12 protein-coding genes and 1 pseudogene are annotated in these 16619 nt (G+C 48.9%); 11 read left to right on the top strand and 2 right to left on the bottom strand.

Annotated features, from left to right (window positions below):
* Positions 1-78 precede the first annotated feature (78 nt).
* The 9 genes and pseudogenes from EXU85_RS22935 to EXU85_RS22895 all read left to right on the top strand — a co-directional run bounded on the left by EXU85_RS22935 (position 79) and on the right by EXU85_RS22895 (position 8119).
* Positions 79-2409, top strand: coding sequence for a mechanosensitive ion channel family protein (locus EXU85_RS22935; protein WP_142774323.1), 2331 nt, complete (start codon positions 79-81; stop codon positions 2407-2409).
* Positions 2410-2465: 56 nt separating this feature from the next.
* On the top strand, positions 2466-3047 hold the full coding sequence (locus tag EXU85_RS22930) for an isoprenylcysteine carboxylmethyltransferase family protein (protein ID WP_142774322.1): 582 nt from the start codon (positions 2466-2468) through the stop codon (positions 3045-3047).
* 75 nt (positions 3048-3122) lie between these two features.
* Positions 3123-3761: a Crp/Fnr family transcriptional regulator gene (locus tag EXU85_RS22925; RefSeq protein ID WP_142774321.1), complete on the top strand. Its 639-nt coding sequence runs from the start codon at positions 3123-3125 to the stop codon at positions 3759-3761.
* Positions 3762-3843: 82 nt separating this feature from the next.
* Positions 3844-4647, top strand: a complete 804-nt coding sequence (locus tag EXU85_RS22920; protein ID WP_142774320.1) for a sulfite exporter TauE/SafE family protein — start codon at positions 3844-3846, stop codon at positions 4645-4647.
* Positions 4648-4742: 95 nt separating this feature from the next.
* Complete coding sequence (locus EXU85_RS22915) at positions 4743-4949, top strand: DUF2892 domain-containing protein (protein WP_142774319.1); 207 nt, start codon at positions 4743-4745, stop codon at positions 4947-4949.
* Between the two features lie 108 nt (positions 4950-5057).
* A complete protein-coding gene (locus EXU85_RS22910) occupies positions 5058-5630 on the top strand; it encodes a YeeE/YedE family protein (protein WP_142774318.1) in 573 nt (190 codons plus the stop codon).
* Between the two features lie 11 nt (positions 5631-5641).
* Positions 5642-6123 (top strand): annotated as a pseudogene (locus EXU85_RS22905) (DUF6691 family protein).
* A 95-nt stretch (positions 6124-6218) separates the two neighbouring features.
* Positions 6219-7631 (top strand): rhodanese-like domain-containing protein, encoded by a 1413-nt coding sequence (locus EXU85_RS22900; RefSeq protein ID WP_142774316.1) that lies wholly within the window; start codon positions 6219-6221, stop codon positions 7629-7631.
* A gap of 38 nt (positions 7632-7669) precedes the next feature.
* The gene (locus EXU85_RS22895) at positions 7670-8119 is read left to right on the top strand and encodes an OsmC family protein (protein WP_142774315.1); all 450 of its coding nucleotides are present in this window, start codon (positions 7670-7672) and stop codon (positions 8117-8119) included.
* Positions 8120-8205: 86 nt separating this feature from the next.
* On the opposite strand, the gene EXU85_RS22890 is transcribed toward EXU85_RS22895, so the two are convergent.
* A complete protein-coding gene (locus EXU85_RS22890; protein ID WP_142774314.1) occupies positions 8206-8511 on the bottom strand; it encodes a rhodanese-like domain-containing protein in 306 nt (101 codons plus the stop codon).
* A 294-nt stretch (positions 8512-8805) separates the two neighbouring features.
* Between EXU85_RS22890 and EXU85_RS22885 the strand changes: the two genes are divergently transcribed.
* Positions 8806-12234 (top strand): HEAT repeat domain-containing protein, encoded by a 3429-nt coding sequence (locus EXU85_RS22885; protein WP_142774313.1) that lies wholly within the window; start codon positions 8806-8808, stop codon positions 12232-12234.
* A gap of 276 nt (positions 12235-12510) precedes the next feature.
* On the top strand, positions 12511-14139 hold the full coding sequence (locus EXU85_RS22880) for a sorbosone dehydrogenase family protein (protein WP_246859205.1): 1629 nt from the start codon (positions 12511-12513) through the stop codon (positions 14137-14139).
* A gap of 333 nt (positions 14140-14472) precedes the next feature.
* Here EXU85_RS22880 and EXU85_RS22875 read toward each other — a convergent pair whose 3' ends face one another.
* On the bottom strand, positions 14473-16530 hold the full coding sequence (locus tag EXU85_RS22875; RefSeq protein WP_142774312.1) for a glycoside hydrolase family 127 protein: 2058 nt from the start codon (positions 16528-16530) through the stop codon (positions 14473-14475).
* Between the last annotated feature and the right edge of the window lie 89 nt (positions 16531-16619).

Raw genomic sequence — 16619 nt, 5'->3', positions numbered from 1 at the left:
TCCCAAACCATCGCTTTTCTTTCAGGTTATAATTAACAGGGTTGACGTACCATCTCAACACTGCTCGTGTACGCATACATGCTTTTCAGACTAGTCATATTAAGCCTGTGGTTGATTACGGCAGCAGTGCCAGCAGGCGCACAGGATACAACAAAAACCAAAACGACGTCTTCTGGTCAGACCATTCCAGATACCTTATTATTTAAAATTCAGAAGGCACAATCGGTTATTACCGAGATCAAAGCGGCTAACAAAAAAGGGTATGGCATTGCCCGCATCCGTAGCGGGCTGGCCACCGTAAAAAGCAACGTAGCCCCCGTTGCGGCAGATTTGCGTACGAATCGGAAAACAATTGATTCAAAAAACCTCGCCAATTACGGCCTGATTCTGAATGATGCGCTGGAAAAACTAACGAACTGGCGAACCCTACTTTCCAGATCCAACAACGATCTGCAAAGTCGCATGGATCAGGTACTTGCCTTGAGTACAGACTCCTTGCTAACGGTAGTGAGTACGGATACGACCGAGAAAAAATTCTATGCCGATCAGTTAGGTGACCTTAGGTTACAGCTTCAGGATGCAGGTACGCGCACCAGTGCCCAACTGGATACGGTAAGTCGGTTACTAGCCGATGTGTCGGGTACGTATTTAACCATAAGTAATCTACAGGCAACCATTAATGAGCGGTTGCAAAAGTCAACGGAAGGCGCTTTTCAAAAAGAGGCACCTTATCTGTGGGATGCGCCTGCACCGCTTACCATTGGCCGATTGCAGGCCATCTTTACCTCGAATTATCAGGGGCAGGATAAAATACTCAAATACTTCTTTACGTCGAATTGGGACAGTCGTCTTCTGTTGCTTCTTGTGGTGGGCCTATTCTTTTTCTGGGTATTTACCAACCTCAAAAAGGCACGTAAGCCTGAGCTACGTCAGGAGATAGGAGATCTTCGTTTAGAAAACCTACGACCCGTGCCTATTGTGGCTTCATTGATTCTGCTGCTGAACTTAGTCCCGCTGTTTGAGCCCGAATCGCCATCATTATACATCGAAATTACTCAGTTTGTCCTGTTACTGGTGCTCACCGTTCATTTATGGAAGCGGCTTTCCAGGCATGATGTATGGATGTGGGTACTGAACATAGTTCTTTACATTTTGCTGATTATAACGAGCACGCTCGTGAGCGATTCGCTATTCATGCGGCTCTGGCTCATTGTACTGAATGCTGGTTTTTTGTACCTGGGCCTACTCTTTTCCCGCCGATTACAACAGAAACGCCTGAGCACTCGCATTGTCAGGCCAATTAGTAAGCTCTATTTACTGCTACAGGGGCTGGCCATTGTATTGAATATTTTTGGGCGAATCAGCCTGGCTAAAACATTCGGGATTACCGCTGTTATTGGTCTGGTGCAGATCACAGGTCTGGGCGTTTTTATAGAAATCGTGCTGGAAGCCCTGGAACTACAAATAAAGATAAGCGCCTGCTCGAAAGGCATTTTTTCCAGAGTAAATGTTAACCACATCCGTCGTTCCTTTAAAGAAGGGCTGGCTTTTGTGGCCATTGCCCTCTGGTTGTTGGTGTTTTTTATAAATCTGGGCATTGCGGATGGCGTATTCGGTCTACTGTATCAACTGCTCACCCGCCCGCGCTCATTTGGTAGTATCAGCTTCACACTGGGCAATGTTCTGTCGTTTTCGGTGATTATTTACCTGGCCAGCCTGCTACAGAAAAATATAGGACTGCTATTTGGCGAGAATCGGTTGCCGGGCGTAGACCGGCAGGTCGATCAAATGAGTTCCGTATTGGCCCTGGTACGCCTGCTGATAGTTGTGGCGGGCGTCTTGCTGGCCGTGGCAGCTTCAGGAATTTCGATCGATAAACTGACGGTCGTGTTGGGGGCACTTAGCGTGGGTATTGGCTTAGGCATGCAAAACATTGTGAGCAACTTTGTATCAGGGATCATCCTCATTTTTGAGAAACCGTTCCGTATTGGCGATTACGTAGAGCTTGCTGATAAAAAGGGGCGAATTAACGACATTGGCATCCGTTCGAGCCGGATGATAACGGCGCAGGGATCGGAAGTGATTATTCCGAATGGAGACTTATTATCGAACCGACTGGTGAACTGGACATCCAGAGATACCTACATAAAAACAGAATTGACGATTAAAGTGGGTATTGAAACAGACCTTATAGCCATCAATACCCTAATCAAAGAAAGCGCAATCCAGTTGGAAGGCGTGTTGCAAAATCAGCAGCCAGAGATCCTTGTCAATGCCATAGGTGGTGATAGTGTCGAGCTGAAAATACTGATATGGATACAAAGTATTTATAGTGAAGCTGGCATAAAGAGCCAGTTATTGCAGCAGTTGTTTATAAAGCTTAAAGAGGTAGGGATTAAACTACTGTAAGAGTATGGTTAGGGGCTACCATAGGTAAACCGGATTGCCACATCGCTTTTCTGAGCATGGGTTACGGTTTACTGGCAATCAGCTGGATTTTGTTTGGCACACTCCATAGTGTTACGGCAAGCTTGTGGTTCAAACATTGGGTAATAACGATAATTGGGCTCCCCAAATCCTATTACCGACTGGCGTATACTGGTTTTTCTCTGATTACATTTTTGCCTGTTTTATTCACGCTTCGGGCAGCCCCGATTGATCCGCTTTTTACTAATTGGGATGGCTCGCTTTGGGTGGGTGGGCTCCTGATTAGCGCAGGTGTGCTCATTGGGTTGTTGTCGTTTAAACAGTATGATCTTGCCGAATTTATTGGCTGGCCAGTTCGCCATCAGTCGGCAGCAGACGGATCATTTCGGCAAGATGGACTGCTACGCCTTGTCCGCCACCCGCTCTATCTGGGAATACTTCTGATCCTGATTGGCCTGCTTATTTACCAGCCTAACTGGAAGCATCTCCTGTTTGATTTACTGGCGTTCGCTTATCTGCGGATCGGAATTCACTTTGAGGAACAAAAGCTGATTCGGGAATTTGGGAGTCAGTATATACAGTACCGGCAACGGGTTCCCATGCTCATCCCGACGTTTTGACCTCTGTCTCCGCAACTTTGCGTGGCCCATTTTATGTTGCTGGAATAATCCAGTAGCGGACCCATCGTATAAACCATGAAACTGACAGTCGATTATTTACAGCAAGCACTTGGTAGTCGATTTGAGTACGCGCTTCTTCAGGAACTGACTGAAGTTGGGCAGCACAAGCTTGTACCCGTTGGCGCTTATCTGATTCGGCCGGGTGAGTACATTCGTTCGGTACCCATAATTATTCGGGGATCGGTCAAAATTATGCGCCCTGATCAGGAAGGGCGTGAGGCATTACTCTATTACCTGGGCGGACTGGATGCCTGTGCCATGTCGCTGACCTGTTGCCTGGGCAACAAGCGCAGTGAAATTACGGCTGTTGTTGACGAGGAAACCGAACTGATTGCGGTGCCCGTAGATAAGGTGGATACCTGGTTATGCCAGTACTCAACCTGGAAACAGTTTGTGTTTCAAACCTACCAAAAGCGGTTCGATAACCTACTGGAGACAATTGACGAGGTGATTTTCCATAAACTGGATGAGCGCCTGCTCACGTACCTTCAAAAAAAAGTAGCCAGTTGCCAGTGTACCGTACTGAACATTACCCACGAAGAGATTGCGCAGGAACTGGCCACCTCCCGAGAGGTAATTTCCCGTTTGTTAAAGCAGTTGGAAAAGGATGGGCAAATTCAACTGATGCGGAATAAAATAACAATGTTGGGCTAATTAGGAATTAATTTTCTGTGTAACAATTGTCACGGAAGAGCAAAACGGGAAGAACGTATTTCGCTTAAAAAAGTAAGCGTGTATGACTTCACTGCAAGTAGCGGGCTTTTCTGCGTCCATTATAATCGGGGTCAGTCTGGGTTTGATTGGTGGAGGGGGTAGTATTCTGACGCTGCCCGTACTCGTCTATTTGTTGGGCGTTAATCCCATGCTGTCTACGGCTTATTCCCTGTTTGTTGTGGGCATGACCTCGCTGGTTGGGTCGGTTAATTACATGCGGCAACACCAGATCAATTACAAAGCGGCTATCGTTTTTTCCATTCCTTCGCTGCTCACCGTTTATGTGACCCGTAAGTATCTGGTGACCCTTATCCCCGACCCTGTTTTTTCGACAGATACGTTTACACTGAGCAAAAACGTGGCCATCATGGTGTTCTTCGCCCTGATTATGCTGGCAGCCTCGGTGAGTATGATTCGGGATAAAAAAGCGGAAGTCAACAAGCCTGATGGTCCGATTCAATTCAATCTGCCATTGATTGCTCTGGAAGGTATGTTCGTAGGTGCCCTCACCGGACTAGTAGGGGCTGGCGGTGGCTTTTTAATCATACCAGCCCTGGTGCTATTGGCCCGCTTGCCCATGAAAACAGCGGTGGGTACCTCCCTGCTGATTATTGCGGTGAAATCACTAACCGGTTTTCTTGGCGACCTGTCAAACATGGCTGTCGATTGGCCATTTCTGCTCGAATTCACGGCGCTTTCTGTGGTTGGAATTTTTGTTGGGTCTTATCTGGCTCGCTTTGTGTCCAGTCACAAACTGAAGAAAGCCTTCGGGTACTTTGTGCTAGTGATGGGCGTATACATTATTCTTAAGGAGACGCTGCTCTAACCATTTCGTACTTGTCTCAGAATCGTAGTGCTATGTGATAAAAATCACTGAATTCAGCAAAAGAAAGCGGTTCCTTCGTCAGAAAAACCAACATCATGAAAAAGAACATGGGTTCTATTGATCGGACACTCCGAATCGTTATTGCTAGTGTCCTCATTGGCTTATACGCAACTAGTGTCCTAACAGGCGTTTGGGGTATTGTCAGTCTGGTTCTGGCGGGTGTGTTTATCCTGACAAGCCTGGTAAGTACATGCCCACTTTATTTGCCTTTTGGTATTCGAACTAACAGGTCGAAAAAATAAACGGATTCACTAGCTAGTAAGCGCAATGAAATGGCTTGTGTTTGATGGAATCTTGCGTAGCCCAACTACGTATACCACTTAGCTAGCACGTATAAATAAATCAATTGCATGGAGTTTATTGACCTCATCCGAAAACCCTGGCCCTGGTATGTGGCTGGACCACTGATTGGGCTTACCGTTCCCACCTTATTATTGATCGGCAGTAAGTCATTTGGTATCTCCTCATCACTACGGCATATATGTGCCGCCTGCCTGCCCGCTAATCTTCCGTTCTTTCATTACAACTGGAAAAACGAGATCTGGAACCTGATTTTCGTTGCTGGTATACTCATTGGTGGATTTCTGGCCACTCAGTTCTTATACAACCCTGATCCAATTCAGCTTGCACCAGCCACCGTTGCGGATTTACAGGCTTTGGGTATTCATGATTTTTCGGGCCTGATGCCTGCCGATTTATTCAGCGTAGAGAACCTGTTTACCCTAAAAGGCTTCTTCTTCTTCGTGGTCGGTGGGTTTCTGGTGGGTTTCGGTACTCGCTGGGCGGGAGGATGCACCTCGGGCCATTCCATTATGGGCTTGTCGAACCTGCAATGGCCGTCGCTCGTGGCAACCTGTTGCTTTATGATTGGCGGTTTTGCCATGACCCAGTTGATTCTTCCTTATCTGATGAAATTAGTTTAACCGAGTGGGCTATGCAAGTAGATGAATTCCCCGACGTAGTGGCGTGCGATGCGCCCAACGACATGAAGAAGCCGGAAACGGGCCTGGCTACTAGTAAATACCTGATTGTCGGTATTCTGTTCGGCATTGTGTTTGTGAAAGCCGAAATCATTTCGTGGTTTCGGATTCAGGAGATGTTCCGGCTGCAAAGTTTCCACATGTACGGTGTTATTGGATCGGCCGTGGTGGTTGGCATGATCTCCGTCTGGTTAATCAAACGGTTTAAAATCAAAACTTTATCAGGCGAACCAATTGAGTTTCATCCTAAACCATTCAATCGGGGGCAAATCTACGGTGGATTGCTGTTTGGCCTGGGCTGGGCGATCACGGGTGCCTGTCCTGGACCTTTGTTTGCCCAGATCGGCAGTGGATACGTTGTGGTACTCGTTACCCTGCTGAGTGCCATTGCCGGTACCTGGGTGTATGGGTATGTATGGAAAAATTACCGCATTAACCTGATAATAATCACGTCCGGTTTGTAACAAATATCACTGAACAACCCCGGCCAGATTTCCAATTTTGACTTACCAATTTAACAAGGGGAAAGTCATGAAAATCGAGCAGATTTATACCGGATGTCTGGCTGAGGCAGCCTATTACATTGAATCGGAAGGGGAGGCTGCCATTATTGATCCGCTTCGTGAAACCAAACCCTACACGGATCGGGCGAAGGAAGATGGAGCAACCATCAAATACGTTTTTGAAACCCACTTCCACGCCGATTTTGTATCAGGCCACCTGGACCTGGCGGCAAAAACCGGAGCAACAATCGTTTTTGGCCCTACAGCTCAACCGGGTTATGAAGCGTATGTTGCCAAAGACGGTGAGGAGTTTTCGGTAGGAAAAGTTAAAATCAGGGTGCTACACACGCCCGGTCACACCATGGAGTCGTCGTCATTTTTACTGCTTGATGAAGCGGGTAAAGAAACGGCCATCTTCACGGGCGATACCCTGTTCATTGGCGATGTTGGCCGACCTGACCTGGCCATTAAAACTGACCTTTCGCGCGAAGACCTGGCCGGGTATCTTTACGATAGTCTGCATACCAAAATCATGACCCTGCCCGACGATGTGATTGTTTACCCCGGTCATGGGGCTGGATCGGCCTGCGGCAAGAACATGAGTAAGGAAACGTCCGACACGCTGGGTAATCAAAAGCGGTTTAATTATGCCTTACGCGCGCAAAGCAAAGAGGCCTTTATTAACGAAGTAACCACCGGGCTTGTGCCTCCTCCGCAGTATTTCCCTAAAAATGCGGTGATGAACAAACTGGGGTATAGCGCTATTGATGAGGTAATCCAACAGGGAACGCAGGCATTATCGCCCGCTGCTTTTGAAGCCGCAGCCAATGAAGTGGATGCCCTGATTCTGGACGTTCGGGACACACAGAACTTTGCCAAAGGCTTCATTTCCAGCGCGATAAATATTGGCCTGGAAGGGCAATTCGCGGGCTGGGTCGGCACGTTGATTCCTGATTTAAACCAGCCTATACTGCTTGTAGCTCCCGAAGGTAAAGAGGAAGAGGCCGTGTTGCGGTTAGCACGCGTAGGTTACGATAACTGCATTGGCTATTTGACCGGTGGGTTTACGGCCTGGCAGGCCGATGGCCGGGAGGTCGATACAATTCCGTCGATAACGGCCGAAACCTTTGCTACCCTTTTCAATCAGAATCCCAACTTGCCAGTATTGGATGTCCGGCGGAAGAGTGAGTACGATTCGGAGCATATCGTAGGCGTAGAGAATTTGCCGCTCGACTTCATCAACGAAAACATGGCGCGTATCGACCGCACCAAAACATACTATGTGCATTGCGCGGGTGGGTATCGCTCTATGGTTGCTCTATCTATCCTAAAAGCGCGTGGATTCACCAATCTGATCAATGTAGCGGGTGGTTTTGCCGCCATCAAGCAAACGGGTAAACTCCCGCTTACGGATTACGTTTGTCCAACAACCCTCCTGTAGTAACTAGTTAGCAATAGTCATCTTCACGACTGGATAGTATGGAAACCCACTATTATGAAGTCAATTTGGGCTGGCAATATGCCCGTTTGGGGCAGTTAAGCTCTCCCGTTTTAAACGAAAATATTGATGTGGCTACACCCCCTGAATTCCCGAAGGGAATGCCCGGTGTCTGGTCGCCGGAGCACTTGCTGGTAGCTTCAGTTTCGAGTTGTTTCATGACAACCTTTCTGGCTATTGCCGAAAACGCTAAGCTTGACTTCGATGATTTCGATTGCCGGGCCGTTGGTAAACTGGAAACTGTAGACAATACGCTGATGATATCGGAAATTAAGCTGTTCCCGAAATTGCTATTAATTGATGAAGGCGACGTGGAAAAAGCGGATCGCGTACTACTAAAAGCAGAAAAGGCCTGCCTGATCAGTTATTCAGTCCGGTCGCAGGTAAGCGTACAACCTACGATTCGGGTAGTCCTTAAAGAGTATGACTAGAGGATGTTTCATCACAGAAACGATCAACAAAAAATGCGGGCTAATCCAGTCCGCATTTTTTGTTGATGATAAGTACCTGAAATTGTTTACTTCAAATTTCGCCAGCTACCGGCATCGTGCAGATCGGCTATTCCCTGATCTGCCAGAAACGATTTGGCTCGGGCACTTCGCATGCCCGAAGCACAGCAAAGTACGAGTGGTTTCTGGTAGCTTTTGATCTTGTAAAGCTTTGACTCTAACTGATCGAGGGGAATGTTAACAGCCCCTTTGGCGTGACCCGAGGCAAACTCACCGGCCGAGCGGACGTCAATAATAATAGCTCCCTTTGCGAGTACTTCCTCAATGTTGCTGGTATCGGCACTGCCGAATATGGATTTCAATAGATGTATCATTGGCTTCGTTTTTCGTATGCTGAGGTAAAGCTATTCTCCATGGTATTGACAGTCTGTGACATTTATCACCCATTACCAGGATAGTCGCTGGCCTTCCGTCAATAAGTGGAATGGTTACTGGAGGGGGCTGGGTTCGTTAAATAGGGTAGGGGAGAAAACATATTCGTTGCATTAAGTAGCGCCAGCCAAAAAAAACCTTTTACTACCGCCAATTAGTGAGAATCTTTGTAGTGTGTACTAATCCCAATCCGACCCATTGATCACAAGCGATACTACGGGTTAACTAGCTATAGAATGAAAAAAGGTAAGGTGAGTGTATTGAAAAGAAATAAGATTGTCTGGCTCTGCGCGCTGGCTCCCATGCTTTGCTTAGTAGGCTATCAGAACGAGAAAGATCCGATAGACCGCCGGATCAAGCGGATGGTTCCCGAAAAGGCTGCGCAGTTAGCGAAAGCCATCGAGGCCACCGTAACGCCTGAACTTGCCGAAGGGCTTACCCTGAGCCTGTGGGGCGTGGATTCGCTGGTGGCCGACCCGATTGCCATTGATATTGATGATAACGGCAGGCTGTATTACACCCGGACAAATCGGCAGAAGAACTCGGAGTTCGACATCCGGGGCCACCAGGATTGGGAAATCGAATCGAACCGATTACAAAGCATTGAAGATAAACGAGCATTCCTGCACCGGGTACTATCGCCCGAAAACAGCAAGAAAAATGAATGGCTGAAAGACCTGAACGGTGATGGCTCTCACGATTGGCGTGACATGACGGTCGAAAAGGAGAATGTCTATCGGATTGAAGATACGTCTGGCGATGGCGTTGCTGATTTATCGCAGTTGGTGGTCGATGATTTTCACGACGAAGTGACCGACGTAGCGGGTGGCGTTATGACGAATGGCGATGATTTATACGTAGCCGTTGCACCTGACCTCTGGCGCATGCAGGATAAAGATGGCGACGGTATCGCCGAAACAAAAACGTCTATTTCGCATGGCTACGGTGTTCATATTGGCTTTGGTGGTCACGGCATGTCGGGTATCGAGATGGGCCCCGATGGCAAAATCTACTGGCAGATCGGTGATATTGGCTTCAATGGCAAAGGACCAGATGGTAAGAAGTGGGAACACCCCAACAGTGGTGTCGTTGTCCGTTCCAATCCCGACGGCAGCGATTTTGAGGTTTTTGCCTATGGCGTTCGAAATACCCACGAGTTCGTTTTTGACGAGTATGGTAACCTGATCAGCGAGGATAATGACGGCGACCATCCGGGCGAGAAAGAACGGCTGGTTTACATCGTCAATGGATCCGATACGGGCTGGCGCAGCAACTGGCAGTACGGCAAATACCGCGACCCGAACAACAACACCTACAAAGTGTGGATGGACGAGCAGATGTACAAACCTCGCTTTGCCGGTCAGGCAGCTTATATCACGCCGACCTTAGCCAATTTTGTGAGTGGCCCGGCGGGTATGCGCTACAATCCGGGAACGGCCCTGAGCCCGGCGTACAAGAACACGTTTTTCATTGCTGAGTTTGTGGGGAACCCTGCCAAATCAGGTATTCACGCGTTTAAGCTAAAGCCAAAAGGCGCTTCGTTTGAACTTGGTGAGCAGAAAAAAATTCTCGGTGGTGTATTGGCTACCGGTATCGACTTTGGTCCCGATGGGGCTTTGTATGCAGCCGACTGGATCAATGGCTGGGATGCCAAAGACTACGGCCGTATCTGGAAACTAGACGATAAAGCGGGCGCTAACTCGGCTGATCGGCAACGTACCAAAGCCTTGCTGGCCGAGAAATTTGGCCCTCGTTCCGAAACCGATTTGGGTGAGTTACTGAAAAATCCGGATATGCGTGTTCGGCAGAAAGCACAGTTTGAGTTAGCGAAGCGGGGCGACAAAGGCGTAGCTATTTTTACCGCAGCTACTAAGCAAACTGATAATCAACTGGCCCGTGTGCATGGCATTTGGGGGATCAGCCAACTGGCTCGTAAGGATAAACAATACGGCCAGTTACTAATGCCGTTGCTTCAGGATGCCGATCCTGAAATCCGCGCGCAGGCCGCTAAATGGTTGGGTGATATTCGGTATAAAGAAGCAGGGGCAGCCCTGATTCCGTTACTGAAAGATGCGAACGCACGGGCACGCTTCTTTGCTGCCGAAGCCCTGGGTCGTATCGCGTATGAGCCTGCCATTCAGCCTATTATTCAACTGCTGGAAGCCAACAATGATGAGGACGTTTACATTCGTCATGCAGGTAGTCTGGCGCTGGCTCGCATCGGTAAAGCAGCACCCGTTGTGGCGTTGGCCAGTAGCTCGTCGCGGGCGGTACGGATTGCGGCTGTGGTGGCTCTCCGTCGCATGAGCGATCCGGGTATTGCCGCTTTTCTGGCTGATAAAGATGAGTTTATCGTGACAGAAGCCGCTCGGGGTATTAATGATGACCTGTCTATTCCAGACGCATTACCAGCGTTGGGAAAGGTGCTGCAAACGACAACCTTCACCAATGAAGCCTTACTTCGACGGTCTATCAACGCAAATTTGCGGGTGGGTACGCCCGAAGCCATGCAAACGCTGATTGACTATGCTAAAAAAGAAGGTAGTCCGCTGGCGATGCGGGCCGAAGCACTGGAAGCGCTGAGTACCTGGGCGAAACCATCAGTATTGGATCGGGTAGACGGACGTTACCGGGGTGTGATTGAACGCGACCCTGCGGTTGTTAAAGCCAAAACGGCTGATCTGTACACTAAGCTATTAACCCATCAGGAACTTGCCTTAAGACTAAGCGCTATCAAAGCCATTGCCAAATTAGACTTGACGGAAGCGTCAGAAGCTTTGTTTAGCCGGTTAACGACTGATAAAGAGGCCGTTGTTCGGGTGGCTGCCTTGCGAGCACTGGCTTCAATGAACGATAAACAGGTTAGCAAAGCCATTGAAACAGCTATGGCCGACAGTGATAAAAGCGTTCGGGTAGCAGGATTGGATTTGCTGGCTAAGTCGAGTATGCCCAAGGATCGGATGGTGACGTTGCTGACGGAGGTGATCAACACGCGCACAACCGAAGAAAAACAGGCCGCCCTACTCACACTAGGCAAACTTCCCGCAGCCAGTTCGCAGAAGGCATTCGACCAACTGTTGACAAAATTGTCGGCAGGTACACTGTCGCCCGAATTGCAACTGGAATTAGAAGAAGCCGTTGAGAGTAGTCATTCTCCTCAATTGACAGCCCGGTATAAAGCCATTACAGCCAAACTATCGCCCGATGCGCTGGCGGCTTCGTATAAAGGGAGCTTGCTGGGTGGGGAGCCGGATCTGGGTCGGCGTATTTTCTTCCGCCACCAAACGGCTCAGTGTATTCGGTGCCACTCGTATGATGACCTGGGCGGCAATGCGGGCCCGCGTCTGAACGGTGTAGCCAGCCGACTCACGCGCGAACAGCTTCTGGAAGCCCTGATTAATCCAAGTGCCCGCTTGGCACCCGGATTTGGAACCGTTAACCTGAAGCTCAAAAATGGAAAAACCGTTAGCGGTATTTTACAGGGTGAAACGCCTACAGAGGTGTCGGTAAAAGTGGGTGATCAACCTGATATTGCTGTTCGAAAAGACCAGATTGCCAAACGCACGAACTCCCCGTCGAGTATGCCCGAAATGAAGTACCTACTCACAAAGCGGGAAATTCGGGATGTCGTTAGCTTCCTATCGACCCTGAAAGAAGATAAGTAGCCTTACGAGAACAGAACCAGTGTAGAATTTTCAATTCCCATATGTATTTCTACGAGTAGCCCAGCCTTAGGTTGGGCTACTTTTTTTATAGGGTTGTTCTATTGATCAATCAAATTTTGGTGGCTTTAGCGACACTTACTACGAGACTCTAATTAAGTGTCATATTTCTTTTTATAAATATATTTTATCTACGAAACTACATATCCACAAACATTAGAGAAAAGGTATAGTTTACCGATATACTTTAAAGATTCATTTACTTGATACCAACGTTTTATGACAACTTTTTACAAATTGATTGGACATACGGTAAAGTACTTTATGCCCAAATCTGCTGTCGGCACGGGCAATTTGTTGCTCCTCGCTTTGGGTAGTTTGCTCATGTCGATGGGAGCTGCACAGGCTCAAACGTATCCGGCCAGTTTTACGCAGGTGCAGGTAACCAATGGTCTCAGCGGTCCTACAGCCATGGTGTTTGCTCCAGACGGGCGCATCTTTGTAACCTTACAAAGTGGCGATTTGCGGGTTATTAAAAACGGGGCCTTACTGCCTACTCCGTTTGTACACCTGACGGTAGATGACAACGGTGAACGGGGCCTTATCGGTGTCGTATTAGATCCGGCCTTCTCAACAAACCACTATATTTATCTGTACCACACGGTGCCAGGTACGCCAGCCCACAACCGAATTAGTCGGTATACGGCAAATGGCGATGTTGTGTTAGCCAATAGCGAAGTTGTGATTCTGGATTTAGACCCGTTGAGTAGTGCAACCAATCACAATGGTGGCGCTATGGTTTTCGGGCCTGATGGCAAGCTTTACGTGGGTGTTGGTGAAAACGCCAACGGACCTAATGCACAAAACCTGGATACCCATTTAGGGAAGATACTTCGTATTAACGCCGATGGAAGCGCGCCCGCCGATAACCCCTTTCCGAGTGGGACGGAACAGCGTAAACGCGTATGGGCCTATGGATTACGCAACCCCTATACACTTGCCATTCAGCCCGGAACCGGCCGGATTTTTGTCAATGATGTTGGGCAGAGTACGTGGGAAGAAATCAATGATGCCACAACGGGTGGGTTGAATTTTGGCTGGCCAACTGCCGAAGGAACAAGCAATAATGTCGCTTTTACCAATCCAGTGTATAGCTATCCGCATACGCCTACGGGCGATGGAAATGGATGCGCAATTACAGGTGGAACATTCTTCAATCCCACGACAACGAACTATCCTTCCAGTTTTATTGGTAAATATTTCTTTCAGGATCTGTGTGGCTCCTGGATAAACAACATAAACCTGTCGGTAAACCCCGCTACCCGATCATCGTTTGCCACCAGCCTACCCGGAAATTCCCTTGCTATTTCGACGGGACTGGATGGGAACCTCTATTATCTGAGCCGGGATGCCAGTGCGCTCTATAAAATCATTTACACGCCAACAACCCCCGATTTAACGCCTTCTTTAGTGCTACCCCAGGCCAGCTTTTCGGCATCAGGCAGCGTGGGCAATTTTGTGGTGAGCCTCTTTGAAGTCAACGGACATCCTACATCGCCAGCCAGTGTATCCATTACCGTCACGGCTCCGCTAGGGTATACACTCGCGTTTGCGCCGTCTATCACGAGTATCAACGTATCGGGTGGTACAAGTAATCCGGTAACGGTAAGCAATGCCAACTGGACAGTAACGAGCACCATTGATAATCGACAAATCTCCCTGGTATTGAAGGCTGGTCAGTTAATAGGGGCAGGAGGGATGGCAAATCTGGGCTTCAGCATTACCCGAACCAACGCGAACTCCGGCAGCACAACCAGCATCAATGTTAATGTGACGAATGATGCGAGCAATGGCTATGATAGCAACATAACCAACAATATATACGCCCGTATTATTTCGGCGCTGTAACGTAACTTCAGGCAGCCGTATTAGGACTATTTTACTATCGACGTTGAGTATACCCCCAATCTTCCGAAAAGGGCAGGGTTGTTTAGTGCTCAATTTTCTTTACTTAATCAGCTCCTTTTGTTGTCTTGCCTTTACCCCCCCGGCCCCCTAAAGGGGGAGAAAATCCACTTTGGAGTGCTCCCCCTTTAGGGGGCCGGGGGGTAAAGACGCTAGCACTAAACAGCCCTACCCTTCAGCGGGTTGGGGGTATGATTCGTTTGAGCTGGTATTGGCCAAAATGAATTCTATTATTCCTGTTACTACTGATTATCACCGTGATAGAAGCCTGAGAGTTTATTTTGGCACCCAGACTTTATATGGGTAAACTCCCCGGTTACCGAAGGTGTAAAACGGAATGGCGCTGAAGTTTATCGCCTTTCCGTTTTTATCCTGCCCCTGCCCCGTAATCACGTTGACACCGTTTAGCAGGGCCGTTTGGTAGGTTAGCATCAGGGGGGTGTTGGCGGGCAGTGTAAGCTCATTTAGGGTGGGGTTATCGATGCCTTCCAGGCCATATACCATTGGGCCGGAGGCCAGCGCTACCTTGCCTTTGATGGTCTGAATCGAATCGCTGGGGGATACAATCCGGGGCTGCATCGGCAGGTTCAGTTCAATACGGTCGCCTTTTTTCCAGGTTCGATGAATGGCCACGTACCCGTCCTGAGGCTGCGTGGCCACCGATTTCCCGTTCACCTTCAGCACCACCGCTTCCCGAACGGCGGATGTATATAAATTAAATGGGTTCTCCTGACTGTGTGCCCAGCCGGGTATGCGCACCTTTACTGTAAAGGCTTTCGTAGCTGCCGGATTTACCACAATCACGGACTCACCTTTCCAGGGGTAATGAGTCACCTGCTTTAGGTTGACGTTAGTTCCCGCAACGGTAAGGTCGGCCTGACTCCCAATAAACAGGTTCACATAGGCGGCATCCTTGTCGTAGGCGTAAATAAAACCTGGTAGGGCCGATACCATTTTCAGCAGCATAGGCGGGCAACACGGACAACCATGCCAGGCCCAGCGTTTGTGGTCGGTTGCCACCAGCGGATTCTCGTAGAAGTAATGATCGCCCTGGAGCGAAATGCTGGATAGCAGGTTGTTGTATAAGACCCGTTCCAGTTCGTCGATGTACTTGCCGTCGGCTTCCAGTTCATTCATACGCTGGCTGAAAAATGCCGAGCCAATAGCGGCACAGGATTCCAGATAAGCCGATTCGGGCATAAAAAAGTTAGCCCCGAACCGTTCGCCATCGGCAATGGCCCCTTCGCCCCCTGTAATGAACATCCGTTTACCAATCATATTATCCCAATAAGCATTGGCTGTTTCCACGTAGCGAGGGTCGTTATTTTCCAGTGCCGTAGCCGCTATGCCGGTGGCCAGTAAGGTCGCCCGCACGGCATGACCCTCTATAGTCCGCTGCTGAAAGACAGACATGTGATCCTGATTGTACGACTCGTCACTCTTGCGGGCATACCGACCGTCTTTATCACCATGATTGCCCCGGTTTTCAATCCAGAACGTTGCCAGTTGGTAGTACTGATTCTCGTTTACGGGTACACTCATCTTCGCTTTCAGGGCCGGTTCATCTTTAAACAGCCAGTAGAGTTTCAGAATGGCTTCTTCCGGCCCGCCATGTCCGGGAATGACATTCTTTTTTGGGAAAGGGCCCATTTCCCGATACATGTAGTTGCTGAATTTGGTTGCTACATCAAGCAGTTTGGTCTTATGCGTCGCTTTGTAATAATGCACGGCGGCTTCAATGAGCATACCGGCGTTATAGACATCGTGCTGCCATTTATCATCCCCACCGTTAGTGCCCCATCGCTGCGTAGGCTTTTCCAGGGTTGTGTAGGTGTTCAGGTAGCCATCCGGATCAGCGGCCTGAGCTGCGGCAATACGGTCGATGTAACCGTCAAGTTTCTGCTCCAGTTTCGGATCGGGGTACTCGACCAGCAGATCCGCGGCTCCGCGAATGGTTTCGTATACCAGCCCATCATACCAGGGCGGTCCATCGTGACTACCCGTATTTTTCTTTCCCTGCGCTACCAGATCGAAGTTCAGAAAGGCGTTTCGCGTACGACCCAACTTCGCTTTCTCCTTGATCAAATCCGGGAGGTCGGGTTCGTAACGGCCCTCCAGTTTATCTAACACATCGTACACCGTTTTCGAATCCCAGACCTTTAGCTTGGGGCTCCAGAATAAGTCGTTGACGCGCACCTGCTCCAGTTTCAGCGGGTGAATGATGTGCGTGCGCAACTGAGCTGATTGAGCAACCGCTATCTGGGTTAAGAGATTGGACAGTAGAACCAGGCTAAGTGGCAGTAAGCGTGTGCCAATACGCGGAAGGTAGGTCATAACGTACTAGGTGTCAATTGGATTACTGCTAGAAGTAGGATAACCCGAATTTTTAACTACCGGTAAACTAACTCATCCGTTTTATCTGA

The sequence above is a fragment of the Spirosoma sp. KCTC 42546 genome (genome assembly GCF_006965485.1).
Classification (GTDB): Bacteria; Bacteroidota; Bacteroidia; order Cytophagales; family Spirosomataceae; genus Spirosoma.
The sequence above is the reverse complement of the archived record's forward strand: the minus strand, read 5'-3'. Positions and strand labels throughout refer to the sequence as shown.